Genomic DNA, 16,129 nt, shown 5'->3' on the forward strand with positions numbered 1-16,129 from the left:
AAAGTTGAACCCTCCCGCTACATTTTAGTGGCACATGAACCTTTGAGATCTAGCGTAGTGCCGATGGCTACCTGCTTGATCTGCGCTCCCCTGCCTTCACAGCGTTCAATCAGCAGCTTGGCTGCCTCAAAACCGAGAGCTTCCGCATTCAGATTTACTGTAGATAATTCGGGCTTCAGCCTGATCGGCTCCCCAATATTCATAAACGCGAACACCGACAGCCTGGCGGGAATGTCCATTCCCTCTTCAGCTGCAACCTTATAGACGATCGAAGCTTCCCAGGAAGAGTCGGTAATCATCGCGGTAACTTGCGGCTTGCTCCTGAGCAGCCCCCGGACGGCTTCAGCCAGGGCCTCCTCTTCCATTTCCTGTTCCCTATAGAACAGAAGCTGTTCCGGGACAGGCACATTCCGGCTCTGAAAGGCCGCCCGATAGCCTGCTTCACGCGCCAGCGAGACGGTCGTCTCCTTGGCCGCATTCAGGAAGGCAATACCGCTGTGCCCCAGCTCCAGCAAATGATTTGTGACCTGCTGCGCCGCACCGGCATTGTCATTATCGACAGAGCTGAGATGGGGCGCGTAGGCAAACGGCGGACGCCCGATGACCACCATCGGCATCCCCTGCTTAATGCGTTCCTCAATCCGTTTGTCCGGATCGGTCGGATCGAGCACAATTTCGCCGTCCACCGGGCTTTCCGCCACATAATCCGGTTCCATCGTCCAGGGCAGGGGAACCGTGTTGATCAGCAGCCGGTAGCTGTACTCCCGGCAAGCCTCGACCATGCCGCTCAGCAGGGCGAAATGAAAGGAAGTGAAGGTGGATGAATTTTGCAGCAGCAGCCCGATGATCCGGTTCTTGGGCAGACCCTGCTGGCGGGACCAGTACGTGGGATGGTATCCCAGCTCCTTGGCCGCATCCATCACACGCTTGGTCACGGCTTGTCCGATCGGGCGTTTTTTGCTGAATACATTGGAGACGGTGCTTTTGGACACCCCGGCTTTCTTTGCCACATCTGTAATGGTTGCCATCGAAGTCCTCCTTTCGCCTCAGGAACATCATAAACCGCCGTTATTAAACCCCGGTTATATTGGTTTTGCTGTTGTGTTAAAAATGTCGAACTGGTTCGACGAATTGAGGGACGGCCATCCCTGTCCTGCAAACAACGCAAAAAAACGGCGTTCCTGGGCGGAACAGCCGTTTCAGAGATTTGCTTCCAGAGCTAAACGGAAACGCTGAAATAGGATAACAAGGATTGCATATTTCTTTTTGACACGTAAACGGTTTCTTTATTAGTCATATTAAGCGTCAATTGAGCTTTATCAATCGATTTGATGTATCTGGTATTCACTATATAAGATCTGTGTACCTTGCAAAAATAGCTGGGGAGGAGAGATTCTACACTTTTCAACGTTCCGTAGTATTCTATAGTTTCATAAAGACTGTGTATTTTGATACGGTGGTTTATGTCTGTTTCAAGAAACTGTATTTCTGAAATGTTAATATTAATAACTTGTGTAGCCGTATCAATGGTTAACAGATTATTCTTTTGACCCACCTTAATCTTTTTATAATCACCAATGATTGAACTCAGACATAATTTCAATCTTTTTGGTAAATCCAAGGAGGGGAACTTAAATATGTAGTCCATAGCTTTAATTTTATGTTGGTATGTTAACAGGTCGAGGTCAAATGAGGAAGTAAGAAATACGATATAGCCCAGCGGGTCGTAGTCTCTTATTATTTTTGCCAATTCAATTCCGTTCAGCTCTGGTTGCAGTTTTAGTTCCAATAAGTAAATACAGTCATTAAGATTATTAGCCAAGAGATAACGGATCACCGTACTGGGATCAGAAGTAATAACTGGAACAGATATGCTGGCATCCAGTTCAGATACTATAGACTTTATCGCTGAATGAACTGATAACGCTGCCTGGTCATTATTTTCGCAAATTATGATTTTCATAGCACTCTCCCCGTTTTTAATAATCGTCATACTGAATTCAATATTGCAAACGAAAACTAGGAACTAAATGGTACGGACTTTGGGGCAACCCAATTGCCAAAAAAATCACGCAGAACAAACAATATTCTAAATAAAGCATAATACAAAAACAATATTTTTCATATGAGGAAGATAATACATAAAATAATCTTAAAAAGGTATACTTTATTATTAGAATCTATTTCTATCTTCTCTTGTTACATATTGTTTAGCCTGTGCATTGAACATCTCCCTGTAAACTCCCGATGGATAGCTCATCAACTCCTCATGACTTCCGTTTTCTATCAACTGTCCTCTCTGAAAAACTGCTATTGTATCGCAAAATTTACAGCTGGATAAGCGGTGGGAAATATAAATTGCCGTCTTGTTAGCTGTAAGCTCATTGAAGTGACTATACAGATAATATTCCGCTAGCGGGTCCAGGGCTGCAGTCGGTTCATCCAATATAACAATAGGAGCATCTTTGTATAACGCTCTGGCAATGGCAAGTCTTTGGCTTTCTCCGCCGGATAAATCTACTCCCTGTTCATCAAATATTTTATACAGCATTGTATCTTCTCGATCTACAAAGCCTTCTATTTTTAAATGAAGATCTACTTTGCCCAGAGTCTCCAACAGATGGGATCGATCTCCATATCCCTTCCCGGCGGTTACATTATCTTTTAAAGAAGCAGCCAGAAATCTGAAATCCTGAAACACAACAGAAAAAAGATCAAGATACTCTCTATAATCATAACTTTTTATGTTTACACCGTTTAACAGGATCTCTCCTTCTGTAGGATCGTATAATCTTGTTATTAATTTGATTAAAGTTGTTTTACCTGAACCGTTCATTCCGACCACCGATAGACGATCACCGCTATTCAGTGTAAGACTAATGTTATGCAAAGTATAATGATCTGCCGACGGATATTTGAAAGATACATTCACCAGCTTCAGCTGGTAATGATTTGTTAGTTTAACCGGTTGACCCGAGCGCTGTTTTAGTTCAGGCAGATCAATAAATTCCACGAACGCTTTCAAGTAAAGTAAGCTTTGTGAGAGATTAATAATGTAACCGATAATTAAATTTATATTTTGGCTAAGCTTATAAACAGCTGACACGTACATAGTAAAAGATCCTATATTAATCGAGTTGTTCAGTACCTTATAGGCCATGTAACCATAAACACCCCCCTGCTGTATCAGTACGGCAACCTCCATAATGCATGCATACAAGCTTTTTTTGTTGGTTAGCTCCATCATATTATCCACGGTTTTTTTCATATTTTGCTTACTTTTCTGCAGAAGCAAATCTTTAATATTATATAAGCGGATATCTTTCCCGAAATTGAAGTCAAGGATTGTTCTAAAAAAGTAGTTGTATTCACGATTCACAGGAATTAATTTATGCCAAAAACTGTATTGAATATTCCGGGACTTTTTTTGGAGCAAAGTATTTATCAGAATAATGAGCACTATTATTCCTATTAACAAATAGTTCAAGGTAGATAGAATATATATCATACCAGCAATAGAGAATAGGCTGGAGATTGTACTTATTAAGGTGTTAAGGAGACTAGTGATGCCACCTGATGCAGAAATAGCCTGGTATGCCTGTTCTTTTTTATCCAGTGCTGCAGGACTCTCAGTATACTCGTAATCCATAGTTAATAATTTGCTTCCTATCTTCAAGTTAAATGCTTTTGTGATTTCTAAATTTTTTGTGTTTATATAATACTGCAAAGTCATTGTTAATATGTTTAAGCCTAAACTCACAGCAACAAATAGAGCAAGATCTCTGGCAAGTATAGAATTCCTGCACTGGCCCATTAATTCATCTATGATAACCTTAGGCATCAGAACTGGAATGAACTGTAAAGCAGTGTTAGCCAAAGTTACCAGAAGAACAGCAACAAACATGAATGGTGAGGTTCTCCATACTACGCTAAGAAGAAGATGAAAGCCTTTCAGGTTGAAACGCTTAATGACTGACTGCATATGCCCCCTCCTGGCCCCTGTCCGATTCCCTATAATACTGCGCCTGTACATTAAACATGTGAGCGTATAACCCCTGCTTGTTCAGTAACTCCTGATGAGTACCGCTTTCTACAATGGTCCCCTCATTAAAAACAAGAATCCGATCACAAAAGCGGGTACTGGATAAACGATGTGAAATATAAAAGGCTGTTTTACCTTTAGCGATTTCATTAAACTTTTTAAATATCTGATATTCTGATAGCGGGTCAAGCGCAGCAGTCGGCTCATCCAGTATTACAATAGGTGCATCTTTGTAAATAGCCCTTGCTGCAGCAAGCTTCTGTTTCTCTCCTCCGGAAAGATCGATACCCTTATCATCGAAAATTTGCAGTAAGCTTGTATGTATCCTCTTGGGCATTTCACTGACTTTATCCCATAATCCGACTTGGTGAAGTGAAGAAATAACTTTTGCAGTGTTAGTGGTTTGAGATTCCTGTAAGGAGATATTCTCAGCGAGAGTAAAGGCAAGCACTTTTATATCCTGGAAAACAACTGAGAACAAGTCGAGGTATGGTTTGCACTCCAGTTCATTTATATTCTCATTATCTAACCGAATTTCACCCTCAGAAGCGTTATAGAGCCTAAGCAGCAATTTAATAAATGTAGTTTTTCCAGATCCGTTTGGACCGACAATGGCAATGCGCTCACCTTTTTTGATGACTCCATTAATATTATGCAGCGCATATCTGTTAGTACCGGGATATCTGTAGCAGAGGTCAAAAAATAAAAACTCATGGTTAAATCCTTTTACATGGAGCTTAGGCGAATTAGTTGTAGGCTCTTGTTCCATATAACAACGATAATCATCAATAGTCATAAAGTCTTTTATAATTCCGGTGTATAGCTGAATACATTGTTGAAGGCTGTCATTAAGCTTATTAATCGTTGTAGAAAACATCAAAAAATCAGCAATAGAGATTGTATTTATAAGGACTCTATATACAAGATAACCATAACTTGCGGCCGTCTGTAAAATAATCCCACATTGAATGGCTATACCGGAAAATAAATTCCGTCTTTGAATTCTCCGCTGCACGTCTATATTGGCTTCGTATGTACAATCATAATCTTTATAAATCCAGTCATTCATCCGGTATAAACGGATATCTTTGGCATATGTAAAATCATGCATCACATTACTAAGATAATCAGCTTTTCTTTGTAATGTTAAATTGGAAATATTAAGCTTCTGGTCGTAGCGCTTAGTACTAAGATCAATATAAAAGTTAAAAATAACAATTAGTGCTATTAATATAACGACTAAAAAATGCAGACGGGAAATAATAGCAATATAGCCTATAAGACTAAGTCCGTAAGAAAAAAGCTCGAACATTTTTTTTATAGCTGCTTCGAACCCCAGGCTGGTGCTGGAAACCGCTCTTAAAGCCCTTCTATTCTGATCCAGCATGTCCTTATCTTCCAAATGCTCATACTCCATGGTCAATGTTTTATCCCAGTGTCTGATAGTGAAGGCATTCCTGATTCTGGCATAGCCCGGAATACATTTGGCATTAAAGTAATTTTTTAAAATTGTCAGGATAGTATAAATAAAACACCCAAATAGGATCACGACAAAGATGTAATCCGTTCTTCGGGCGTTCATTAACTCTTCAATGAGAAGCTGTGGCAGAATTATGAAAACAAAGGGGGATAGGCCTTTCATTGTAGAAAAAAGAGTACAATACATCAGGAGCTTCCTGTCATATTTGTGGATGCTTATCAGAATATACCGAATATCCTTAAAAGCTTTTATTAATTTTCCCACCCCAATCTCCCCCCTCGCTTCATAAGCTTCCCGTAACTGCTTAATGTACTCAATTGCCAATCACAGCAGATTGTTTTGGATTAAAGAACCTTTCTTTTTCTTCAGGCGTCAACCGTATGTAAAGCCGGATTAATCTTTCAAAAATATTTTTTGTGAGTTCACACACAGATTCACTCATTTCCGTAACACTGCCAGTGAGGTTCAGATTCTCATTAGGGCAACCGCCTATACATAAATTACGGGCCCAGCAATCATCGCATTGTTTATGATTGGAAACATTGATTTCCTCGAGAAATGAATCTCTTCGTTCAGCTTTCGTATTTATATTGCCCAGAACATACTCTTTATTTGAAACAAACCTGTGGCATGGATAAATATCTCCATTAATATCAATAGCGTACATATTCCAGCCTACTCCGCAAGGAAGCGCACGTGTAGAACCCTGATGAATCTTTCGCATAAAACCGGTGAATATACTCAATTTAGAATATCTGTCACGATCTCCTTTTTTAATGAGCTGCTCGTAGTGATCAATTAATCTGTTGTATCCTTCCATGAGCGCCGGATAATCCTCATCTTTCAATAAATTGTAAGCCGGAGACATAGGAATGGCCCTGAAATTCAACTCATACAAATGCTCAAAACTGCTGACTAAATCAAAGCTCTTTTTTGTAATAGTTGCTCTGCAGGATAGGGCGCTGCTCTCACGCATATTTTTTGTGTTTTCAACTATCATGTCATAGGATCCGATTCTATTTTGAAAATAACGGTTTCTGTCATGGGTTTCTTTGTCCCCATCCAGACTGATCTGCACAGTAATTTTGTTTTCTGTAAAAAAACGCTCAATCTCTTCGTTAATAAGAGTTCCGTTAGTCGTAGTTGTAAAACGGAAGATTTTATCTGTCTCAGCTTCCTTCTCCCTGCAATACTCGACAACTTGTTTAAATAAGTTGAAGTTCAGTAAAGGCTCTCCACCGAACAGGCAAATAGAAAGTTCTTTGGTCTGAGAATTGGTAATGAGGAAATCAATAGCTTTTTTAGCTGTGCTGAACTTCATTTTCCCCCGGTCGTGATATTCCCCGGCTTCGCCGTAACAGTAGCTGCATCTCATATTACACTCTTGGACGATCATTAAGGTAATTGAAGAAATGGAATCTGGTATTTCTTTAGTGTAAGCCTTCCTCATCTTAATATCTGTTTCAGCATTCTGTATGAAGAATGCGTTTTCCATCTGAGAAATAACTTCGCTGAATTCCTGCTGCGTAAATATATCCGCAACGCTATCATAAGCTTGCTCAAAATCCTTGCCGCCCTGTTTTAACAACTTTTCAACCTTCTCATCAATCTCGAAAATCTTGTTATTATTCAGGCTATACAGATAGTTTCCGCTATCTTCGTTAAAGATTCTATATGGATAAAATGATAACTTTTCAGTGTGATGACTCATTAATATCCCTCTCTCTTCAAATAAATTACTATTATGTTTTAGACATAAAAATAGCAAGGCTCTAGGAACTTACTATCCACAAATGGATAGATTTCATAGAGCCTTGATCTATTTAAAATTTATTAAGGTTCAATGAAGTCAAGCTTCCCGCCGTCGCAGACTGCACAATCATTATCTTTCGGATAATCGCAGAAAATACATACACCATTTGGCTCGATTAAAGACTCAGAAACATTGATTTGTTTAAACATTTTCTTTTCCTCCTTAGTATTATGTTGGAAATATTTCCTTCTTTTATATTACTATCATAAATAATTACATACAAGTACTTATACCCGATCGTATCATTTCCCTGCTTCATTGTATCTACAAAGCACATTATTGTTTTTCGTGATAAGATTTAAGCAATTCGCGATAAAGAAAGAAATGGGTTGGGCGCAGGCTAATCCCTCAACAAATTCCTCTTAAAACTTATATAAGTCGTAAAAAAGTAAGCAGTATAGATAACAACAACGAGGAAGAGCGCAACCATAAGATTCATTACAAACACTCCGCTGCCTACAAAGGCCCGGATCTCGTTAACATTCCCCAGGCTGAACAGATAGAGCAAAACTATGAAACTGAAAAATCCTGTGAATAAAGGAATACCGAAATATATACCGATCTGTTTAAATACAAGCCTGCTGATGCTTTCGTAATCGACGCCCAGCTTTTGCAGGATCATATATCTTTTCTTGTGCTCCAGAGAATCCGAGAGCTGCTGGAGAGCAAGCAGTGTCAGACAAATAATCAACAGAATGGTACCCAGATAAAGTCCGATGATGTTGATCAGGAGTGACGCTATTGTTGCATTATTCATCTGTTCTGTCCCCGTTCTTACTACGATGAAGTCTTTAAATTCCGGATCATTCTCGTATTTCGCATAAAGTGCAGCATATTCGTCCCTGAACCACTGTTCTGCATAAGCACTAAGCCCTTCTGCGAATTCGTAGCTCATCTCTCTGGACGTGTTGGCATAGAAATTGGTAGTGGCCGTTATTAATGTTTCGGATGCAGCATCGGGTATAACTATTAAATAATCCGTGTAGAAATTAAAGATGGACTCTCCAAGACTCTCCTTGTAAAAGGGCTCACTGCTTAAATGATAGGAGCTGTCCCCAATCGAAAGTGCAGACATATGTTTTAACGCCGTCCGGATTCCCGATTCAGGAACCGTCTGATCCCACTGTGTCGTGAATTCATTCTCCCCTAGTGCAATCTCTTCATAGCCGGCCATTGTTCTCAGTTGGTTCAGATCACTCAGGGATACAGCCAGTACAGGGAACTCTCCGCGCCGCCGTTTAAAGAAATCCTGTTCGTTCACGAACTTTAGTTCAAACTCAGCCGACTCTTTAATCCCAAAACCGCTATCCGCAATATAATCTTTTACTTTCTGGTAATGAATCACGGGCAAATCATTGATTTCAGCAATGGAGTTATAGACATTATTTATTTGAATGTCGTAAACACTCCGGTATTCGAGATACCCTTTAGCCCACTGCGAGGCAACAGGACCGAACACAAAACTGACAATAGCCCCCAGAAGAGTTAAGGTTATGGTTGCCAGCATAAAGGATGTGGTTGAAATTTTTGAGAGCAGGCTGCCGATCAGGAATATATTCGTTTTTTTGTATTTCCAATGGACACTTTTTTGTTTGACCAGAACCAGCAGATACCCGAGCGAAAAGAATAATCCGTAGACTCCGGCAATCAGGAACAGAATAAATAAAAACAGCGTCTGATTTTTAACCGACACGTCGACCGAAGCCAGCGGCTGGATGTTCAAATATCTTTTTATGAAGGCCGCAGCGGCAGCAAAACAGGCCATACTGACGGCTGCAACTGTCAAGTAAAACCATTTCCCTCTGGTAAACTGAATCTCCGTCTTTTTGTCATCATTCAGCATATCGATAAGCTTCAGCTTTCTTAACTGCCGGACATTCAACAGCCCGATGATGATAAAAATAAGCAAAAAAAATAATACCGTCTGCAGCATAGTATCCGGGTATAACCGCAACTGGAGGGTAATATCGCTTTGAAGAGCAGCCAGTATCAATGAAGTCAGCACCTGTGAAAATAAAGTTCCGCACAAAATCCCGATAACCATAGAGACAGACAGCACGACCAGCGTTTCGATAAAAAATAAAAAGGCGACTCTGGTTTGCTCCATTCCGAGCAGGACATAGGTGGCAAATTCCCGTTTGCGCCTCTTAATCATATATTTGTTAACCTGGTATACGAGAAAAATCAGGACTGCCGAGACCAGATACGTACCATATCTTAAATAAGTGTACAGCTGCTCGAAATTGTATTCGGCCAGCGTGATGATCTGGTAGTGAGAGCTTGAGACCGAGAGAAATGCATAGAACAGGCTTATGCTGATCACAAGCGTCACAAAGTAAATCAGATAATCCATCATAGACCGTCTGGCATTGCGGATTGATAGTTTAGTGTACATGGGTGGTAATCTCGCCTCCAAGCAGGGCAATCGTATCCAATATCCTGCTGAAAAAAACCTTACGCGGTTGTTCTCCTCTGATCATTTCCGTAAAAAGCTTTCCGTCCTTGATGAACAATATCCGGCTGCAATAGCTTGCCGCGTAGGGATCATGGGTAACCATCAGAATGGTGGCCTTCAGCTGCCGGTTCAAATCGGATAGGGTCTCCAGCAGAATCTGCGAGGATTTGGAATCCAGCGCCCCTGTCGGTTCATCCGCCAATATCAGCTTGGGCGAGGTCACTAACGCCCTTGCACATGCTGTACGCTGCTTTTGTCCCCCGGAAATTTCATAAGGATATTTGTCTACAAGCTCGCTGATCCCAAGCCGTTTGGCCATCTGCTGAACCCGTTCGTCGATTTCCGTATCCTTATATTGGTTAATGGTCAGCGCAAGTGCGATATTCTCTCCGATTGTCAGCGTGTCCAGCAGATTGAAATCCTGAAAGACAAAGCCCAGATTTTCACGTCTGAACTGTGCCATTCTTTTGGGAGGGATCTCCGTTAAATCCTGACTATCCAGATAAATATGTCCCGCACTCACTTCATCGATCGTTGCAATCATATTCAGTAAAGTCGTCTTCCCCGAACCCGAAGGCCCCATGACTCCGATAAATTCACCTTCATGTACTGTAAAACTGATGTCATCGAGGGCTTTGGTTACACTGGTCTTGCCCCCGTAGTACTTCTCGATGTTCACGACTTCCAGAATCGGTTTCATTCCCTCTCACCTCGAGATTAAGTATAGACTTCAAGCTCAACCCGTTGTATCAAGTAAGCTTACGTGAAACTTACAGTTCTGTAAGATAACTGCTTCACATGATGTTAAAGCTTCCTTTCGGGAAAAACAGCGAGACCTGCGTATACAAGCCTTCCTCGGATTCTATTTCAAGAATCAGCCCGAGTTTCAGGCTCAGCTTCCGGCACAAATAAAGGCCAATCCCGGTGGAGCTCTCCAGCCGGCGCCCGTTGCTCCCGGTAAACCCTTTTTCAAATACCCGAGGAAGCTCATGGGCCGCAATACCAACCCCATTGTCCGTAATCATCAGCTTTACACCATTCTGAACGTTTTCTGAAGTAACTGTAATCATCGCCTCAGAAGCTTTTTTATATTGGACCGCATTAATCAGCAGCTGAGTAATAATGAAAGACAGCCATTTCTTGTCGGTGTATACGTTTTTGTCCAAGCCATCCAGCTGAACCCTGATTTTATTCTTGATGAACATCTGCTTGTGCTTCGTTAAGCATTCATGCACACAGGAGACCAGGGAGCATTCCCTGATCAGATAATCCTGTTCCACATGTTCACTGCGGGCGTAGAATAAAGCCTGATCCACATATTGCTCAAGTTGCTCCAGCTCGGACAGGATGTACCTGGTCACCTCGGATTTGTTATTCTCGGCGCTCAGCTTGATTGCGGATATGGGCGTTTTGATCTCATGCACCCACTGCTCAATGTATTCTTTGTATTCTTTACGGTTGTTTTTAATGAGTGTGATTTCTTCAAGCATGGATTTTTGGGCTGTTTTCATGAGGAGAAAGTAAGGCAGGGCAGTTGTATTGCGGGGACGGCCGATGACTTCGGCAATCAGGTATTTTTTATCCAGCTTAGCCGCCGTCTCTAACAGGAAATGATATTTTTTCGATAATTGTCTGTACCGGTAACCATAATAAACAAGCAGCAGAAATGCCCATACCAAAACAAGGTATAGAATTTCTTTAAGATCATTGCCGTCAGCCAGCAGAAAAAAAACCAGCATCCCCATTCCGCTAAGATTGAGGACTAAGGATAGCAGGTTATCGTATAAGTACTCTTTTACAGTCATATCAGGTAACCCTGCCCGCGTTTGGTATGGATAAATTGTTCCACGCCAAGCTCTCCGAGCTTCCCCCGGATTCTGGTTATATTGACACTCAGCGTATTATCATCTACAAAAGCCTCGCTATCCCATAAAAACTCAACGAGGTCGTTCCGCCCGACGATCTTTCCTTTGTTCTGCATCAGATAATGCATAATCTTCAATTCATTCCGGGAAAGCTCCGCACGTCTGGCGTTGTACTCTACGCAGCTTGACAGAAGATGCAGCTTCACCCCTTTATGTTCAAACACATCCACAGTGGTTTCCGGATAGGCTCTTTTCAGCAGAGAAGCCACTCTCGCCATCAATACGGCCGTATTATACGGTTTCGTCACAAAATCATCCCCGCCAAGGGTGATGCTCATCAGTTCATCGAGGTCGGTATTGCGGCTCGTCACAAAAATAACCGGTACGGCCGAATGCGTACGGATCTGGCTGCATAGCTGAAAACCGTCGATGCCGGGCAAATTAATATCCAGCAGAATCAGATGCGGTCTGGTTTCCTCCACGAGCTTGGCGGCATTCTGGAAGTCTGTAACTTCTATGGCCTCATATCCGCTTTTACAAAGGAGACTGGCCAGCTCTTTACGAATAGATGAATTATCTTCGATTACCATAATGGAATATTTCAAGATTCATCGCACCACATTTCATAATTTTTACTAAAAATATTTTATTTGTTAACCCATCATTTTAATTCTAGTCTCCTCTAAACTAATTTTCAAGACATTCCATAGTCTATCCGCTGCTCCCGCGACAATATAAAAATCCCCTTCAAGCCCACTCCTTTCCGAGTGTCTGCTTAAAGGGGATCCTACTAATTTCTCCAAATACTTATAAGTGCGCCTTATCTGTTTCTAGTCTGCTCAACCCGTGCGATAAGCTCCTGGATAATTTCATCCGGCGAACGTTCGTTCATCCAGGTCTGGCCGTACATCTGGAACAATTTGATCATAGGGAAATCCCCCCAGAATCCGACGAACTCCCCATTAAGATATACTTTGTCAGTGACATGCTCATTCATCTCATTCAGGCACTCCTGAAGCACGGCTTTGGCAGCAGGATCACTCACCCATTCGCTGAAGAGGCTGAATTTATGGAACGTAATTTCTTCCTTCCCGAAATCGCAATGCAGCCTTCCGGTAATCCGGATGTCCTTGGACGAGCTGCCCAGCATAATTTGGAAATATCCCGTGTCGGCCACCCAGCGGTTATACTTGGTATCGAAGTAGGCAAAATCCCGCTCTTCCAGCTCAAAGACGATTTTTTGCGTTTCACCCGGATCAAGCTCCACTTTGGCAAAAGCCTTCAGCTCCTTCTCCGGACGGGTATATTTGCACTCTTCATCGTGTACATACAGCTGGACGACTTCTTTTCCTCTCCGGTTACCTGTGTTGGACAGCTGCAGAGACACTGTGACTCCCGCTCTGTGCTGCACCAGTTCCAGGTCTGTATAGGCAAATGAAGTGTAGGACAAGCCATGGCCGAATGGAAACTGCGGAGCCAGCTCTTTGCGGTCGTAATACCGGTAACCCACGAACAGCCCTTCGCGGTAATACAGCTTGCCGTTTTCGCCCCGGATCCGCATATGCGCCGGATTATCCGACAGCTTCACAGGAAAGGTCTCCGACAGTTTGCCCGACGGATTGGTGTAGCCGAACAATACCTCCGCTACCGCTCTGCCCATGCCTTGGCCTGACAGCCAGGAATGAATAACGGCAGGAACATGCTGGACCCATGGACGCATGACGAGCGCGGCGCCGCTGCTGGTCACCACAATGCACTTGGGCTGAACGGCTGCAACCGCCTGAATCAGCTTCACTTGATGTTCCGGAAGCTCAATGCCTTTCAGGTCGTGCATTTCCGATTCGGCATATTCCGGCTGGCCTACGAACAGCACGGCCACATCGGAGTTCTTGGCCAGCGTTACACTTTCCTCAATAAGAGCTTCATCCACACCATCATCTTCCGGGTATCCGGCCGCATATTTCACCTTAGCTGAGGTGCCTGCCAGCTCATTGATTTCATCCAAAGGAATATCGACTCTTGTAGGGGTAACCTTCGCACTGCCGGCCCCCTGAATTCTCGGCTTTTTCGCAAACCGCCCGATGACGGCAATGGACACAGCGGTTTCCGGCCGCAGCGGGAGAATCGCGTTATCATTTTTCAGGAGCACGATGCTTTCGGCCGCCGCTTTGCGGGCAAGCGCATGATAATCCGCATTGCTGCCTGCAGCCGTATCCTTGTTCCCCGTAACGCGTTCCACCAGCTTCAAAATGCGGCTTACGCTGAGATCCAGCTGTTCTTCAGAAAGTGTTCCTTCCTGCACTGCTCGGGCAATTGCTTTGGCATTATAATGGGCAGGGCCCGGCATCTCAAGATCCAGTCCGGCCTTTAGACCGCGTATCCGGTCATTGACCGCTGTCCAGTCGGACAGAACCACCCCGTTATATCCCCACTCTTCCCGCAAAATGTCATTCAGCAAGTGTTCGTTCTCGCTGGTATACGATCCATTCAGCAGGTTATAGGAGCACATAACGGTCCAGGGATCGGATTTTTTGATGATCCGTTCAAAGGCGGTCAAGTAAATTTCGCGCAACGTCCGCTCATCAATTTCCGAGCTGGTAACCATTTTCTCAAACTCCTGGTTGTTGCCCGCAAAGTGCTTGACTGAAGCGCCGACACCTTCACTTTGGATCCCGTTAATGAACGCGGCGCCAAGTTCGCCTGTCAGAATAGGGTCTTCGGAATAATATTCAAAGTTTCTTCCGCCAAGCGGTGTCCGCTTCATATTAACCCCCGGACCTAGCAGCAGTTCAACATCCATCGCCTTGGACTCACGGCCCAGCGCCACGCCCACCTCCTGCAGCAATCCGGTGTTCCAAGACGAGCCGATTGCAGAACCTGTAGGATAACAGGTTGCCGGAACGTTCTCCGTTGTAATGCCCATCTCTTCATTACTGTTCGTCTTGCGTATGCCGTTAGTACCGTCATACATATGAACGGGCGGGATATTTAACCGCTCGATTCCTTTGGTCATCCACATATTCAGTCCCGCACACAGCGAGGCTTTTTCGGTAAGTGTCAGTTCCTTGAGCAATTCTTCAGGTGATTTATTCATGCTGCTCCATCCTTTATCATCAGTTTAGTTTTCCTGTTCTTTTCTCAGCTCTTGGGCGTCGTACAATTTGAAGAACGGAAACCAGACAGCGAACACAATCAGCAGGACTACCGCCAGCAGAATCAGTCCGTTGAATCCGGCCATAAGGTAAGTCGACAGCCCGATCGGGGTATACCACAATTGGAAGATCTGGCTTGGAATCCGGACCAGCCCCATATCGAGGACTATATACACGAGAATCGGCGTAATCAGTCCGTTAATCCACATCGGTACCATAAGCAGCGGATTGAAGGCAATCGGTGCCCCGTATACGACCGGCTCGTTAATATTGAACAAGGACGGAAGGATCGTCGCTTTGCCGACAGACTTCAATTTTTTGGACCGGGCCAGCAGGAACCAGACGACTAACGGAAGCGTGGCTCCCATCCCGCCGATTCCCAGCCAGCCCGAGAAAAAGGTCTCGAACGTGTTGATGTTAACCGGATCCTGCCCGGCTGCGACAAGAGCGGCATTTTCTTCAATGGCAGGTATCCATATGGCGTACCAGATCGGAGTCATCACCCATGGGCTTACGCCGAAGGAGTACAGCACTACGCCAATGAAGTTGAACAATACAAAACCGGTCAGACTCTGGCCCATGGCATTGATAGGCTCGAACACGTTTACAATCAGTGCAAAAATGTCAAAATGAAGCTGATACACCAGTACCCAGCCTGTAGTCAGGATCAGGGCAATCGGTACGAGAAAATCGAACCAGTCCATAATGAACTCCGGAAGGGAAGAGCCCTTTTTAAAGAACGAAAATTTGTTGCAGATATTCATGACGAGAGCAACGAACACGCCCACCAGCAGTGCTGTAATCATCCCTGAAGGTCCAAACCGTTCCAGAATGAACTGGATGGTTCCGTCTTCATTAAGGGTCGGGTTAAGCAGCATCACGAAGAGCGATACCCCGCTCATACCCGCCAGCAGCTTGATTTTGTGGCGCTCTCTTTTTTCCATGACCGTATACGGCGTCAAAAAAGCAATAAACAACCCCAACAGCCCGAAGCTGAATGTCGTGATGGGTGTAAGATCCGGCATTCCGGGAATGAAATCCTTCAAAATTGAAATCAGTGTAATAATCGACCCGATAAAAATCATCGGAATGGCGACCATAATGGCCTCTTGAATAGAGGCAACCCAGAGATTATTCGTAAACGCCTCCAATCTAGGTGCAAACGATTCTGTCATCCACTTCATGAAACGCTTCATCTAAGTTCCCCCTGTCTTTCTCTTAACTGGTACAACCCTAGTATAGTATGTAATGATACCGTTTTCTTGTTGTAACTTGCCGCATCCGGGTTCGTATTTTGCCTACTTCCCGCCTGCTTTACTAGC

Annotated in this window: 12 protein-coding genes; all 12 read right to left on the reverse strand. The window is 43.6% G+C overall.

Features of this window, described 5'->3' with window-relative positions:
• Window positions 1–17: 17 nt before the first annotated feature.
• On the reverse strand, window positions 18–1,028 hold the full coding sequence (locus C2I18_RS04065) for a LacI family DNA-binding transcriptional regulator (RefSeq protein ID WP_249900010.1): 1,011 nt from the start codon (window positions 1,026–1,028) through the stop codon (window positions 18–20).
• A 191-nt stretch (window positions 1,029–1,219) separates the two neighbouring features.
• Window positions 1,220–1,963: a LytR/AlgR family response regulator transcription factor gene (locus tag C2I18_RS04070; RefSeq protein ID WP_249900011.1), complete on the reverse strand. Its 744-nt coding sequence runs from the start codon at window positions 1,961–1,963 to the stop codon at window positions 1,220–1,222.
• Between the two features lie 210 nt (window positions 1,964–2,173).
• Window positions 2,174–3,982 (reverse strand): ABC transporter ATP-binding protein, encoded by a 1,809-nt coding sequence (locus C2I18_RS04075; protein WP_249900012.1) that lies wholly within the window; start codon window positions 3,980–3,982, stop codon window positions 2,174–2,176.
• The gene (locus C2I18_RS04080; protein WP_249900013.1) at window positions 3,966–5,786 is read right to left on the reverse strand and encodes an ABC transporter ATP-binding protein; all 1,821 of its coding nucleotides are present in this window, start codon (window positions 5,784–5,786) and stop codon (window positions 3,966–3,968) included. The genes C2I18_RS04075 and C2I18_RS04080 overlap by 17 nt, the downstream gene beginning before the upstream one ends.
• A 49-nt stretch (window positions 5,787–5,835) precedes the next feature.
• Entirely contained in the window at window positions 5,836–7,233 is a 1,398-nt protein-coding gene (papB, locus tag C2I18_RS04085) for a PapB family radical SAM/SPASM ranthipeptide maturase (protein ID WP_249900014.1), read from the reverse strand.
• Window positions 7,234–7,355: 122 nt separating this feature from the next.
• Window positions 7,356–7,484, reverse strand: a complete 129-nt coding sequence (locus C2I18_RS29600; protein WP_275100960.1) for a hypothetical protein — start codon at window positions 7,482–7,484, stop codon at window positions 7,356–7,358.
• Between the two features lie 191 nt (window positions 7,485–7,675).
• Complete coding sequence (locus C2I18_RS04090) at window positions 7,676–9,730, reverse strand: FtsX-like permease family protein (protein ID WP_249900015.1); 2,055 nt, start codon at window positions 9,728–9,730, stop codon at window positions 7,676–7,678.
• A complete protein-coding gene (locus C2I18_RS04095) occupies window positions 9,720–10,490 on the reverse strand; it encodes an ABC transporter ATP-binding protein (RefSeq protein ID WP_249900016.1) in 771 nt (256 codons plus the stop codon). The genes C2I18_RS04090 and C2I18_RS04095 overlap by 11 nt, the downstream gene beginning before the upstream one ends.
• Window positions 10,491–10,584: 94 nt before the next feature.
• The gene (locus C2I18_RS04100; protein WP_249900017.1) at window positions 10,585–11,595 is read right to left on the reverse strand and encodes a sensor histidine kinase; all 1,011 of its coding nucleotides are present in this window, start codon (window positions 11,593–11,595) and stop codon (window positions 10,585–10,587) included.
• Window positions 11,592–12,245, reverse strand: coding sequence for a response regulator transcription factor (locus tag C2I18_RS04105; protein WP_249900018.1), 654 nt, complete (start codon window positions 12,243–12,245; stop codon window positions 11,592–11,594). The genes C2I18_RS04100 and C2I18_RS04105 overlap by 4 nt, the downstream gene beginning before the upstream one ends.
• Before the next feature lie 230 nt (window positions 12,246–12,475).
• Window positions 12,476–14,749 carry a beta-glucosidase family protein gene (locus tag C2I18_RS04110; RefSeq protein WP_249900019.1) on the reverse strand — a complete coding sequence of 758 codons (2,274 nt, stop codon included), beginning with the start codon at window positions 14,747–14,749 and terminating at the stop codon, window positions 12,476–12,478.
• 24 nt (window positions 14,750–14,773) lie between these two features.
• On the reverse strand, window positions 14,774–16,003 hold the full coding sequence (locus C2I18_RS04115) for a PTS sugar transporter subunit IIC (protein ID WP_249900020.1): 1,230 nt from the start codon (window positions 16,001–16,003) through the stop codon (window positions 14,774–14,776).
• Window positions 16,004–16,129: the final 126 nt, after the last annotated feature.

Origin of the sequence: Paenibacillus sp. PK3_47 (assembly GCF_023520895.1) — a bacterium.
Classification (GTDB): Bacteria; Bacillota; Bacilli; order Paenibacillales; family Paenibacillaceae; genus Paenibacillus_AQ.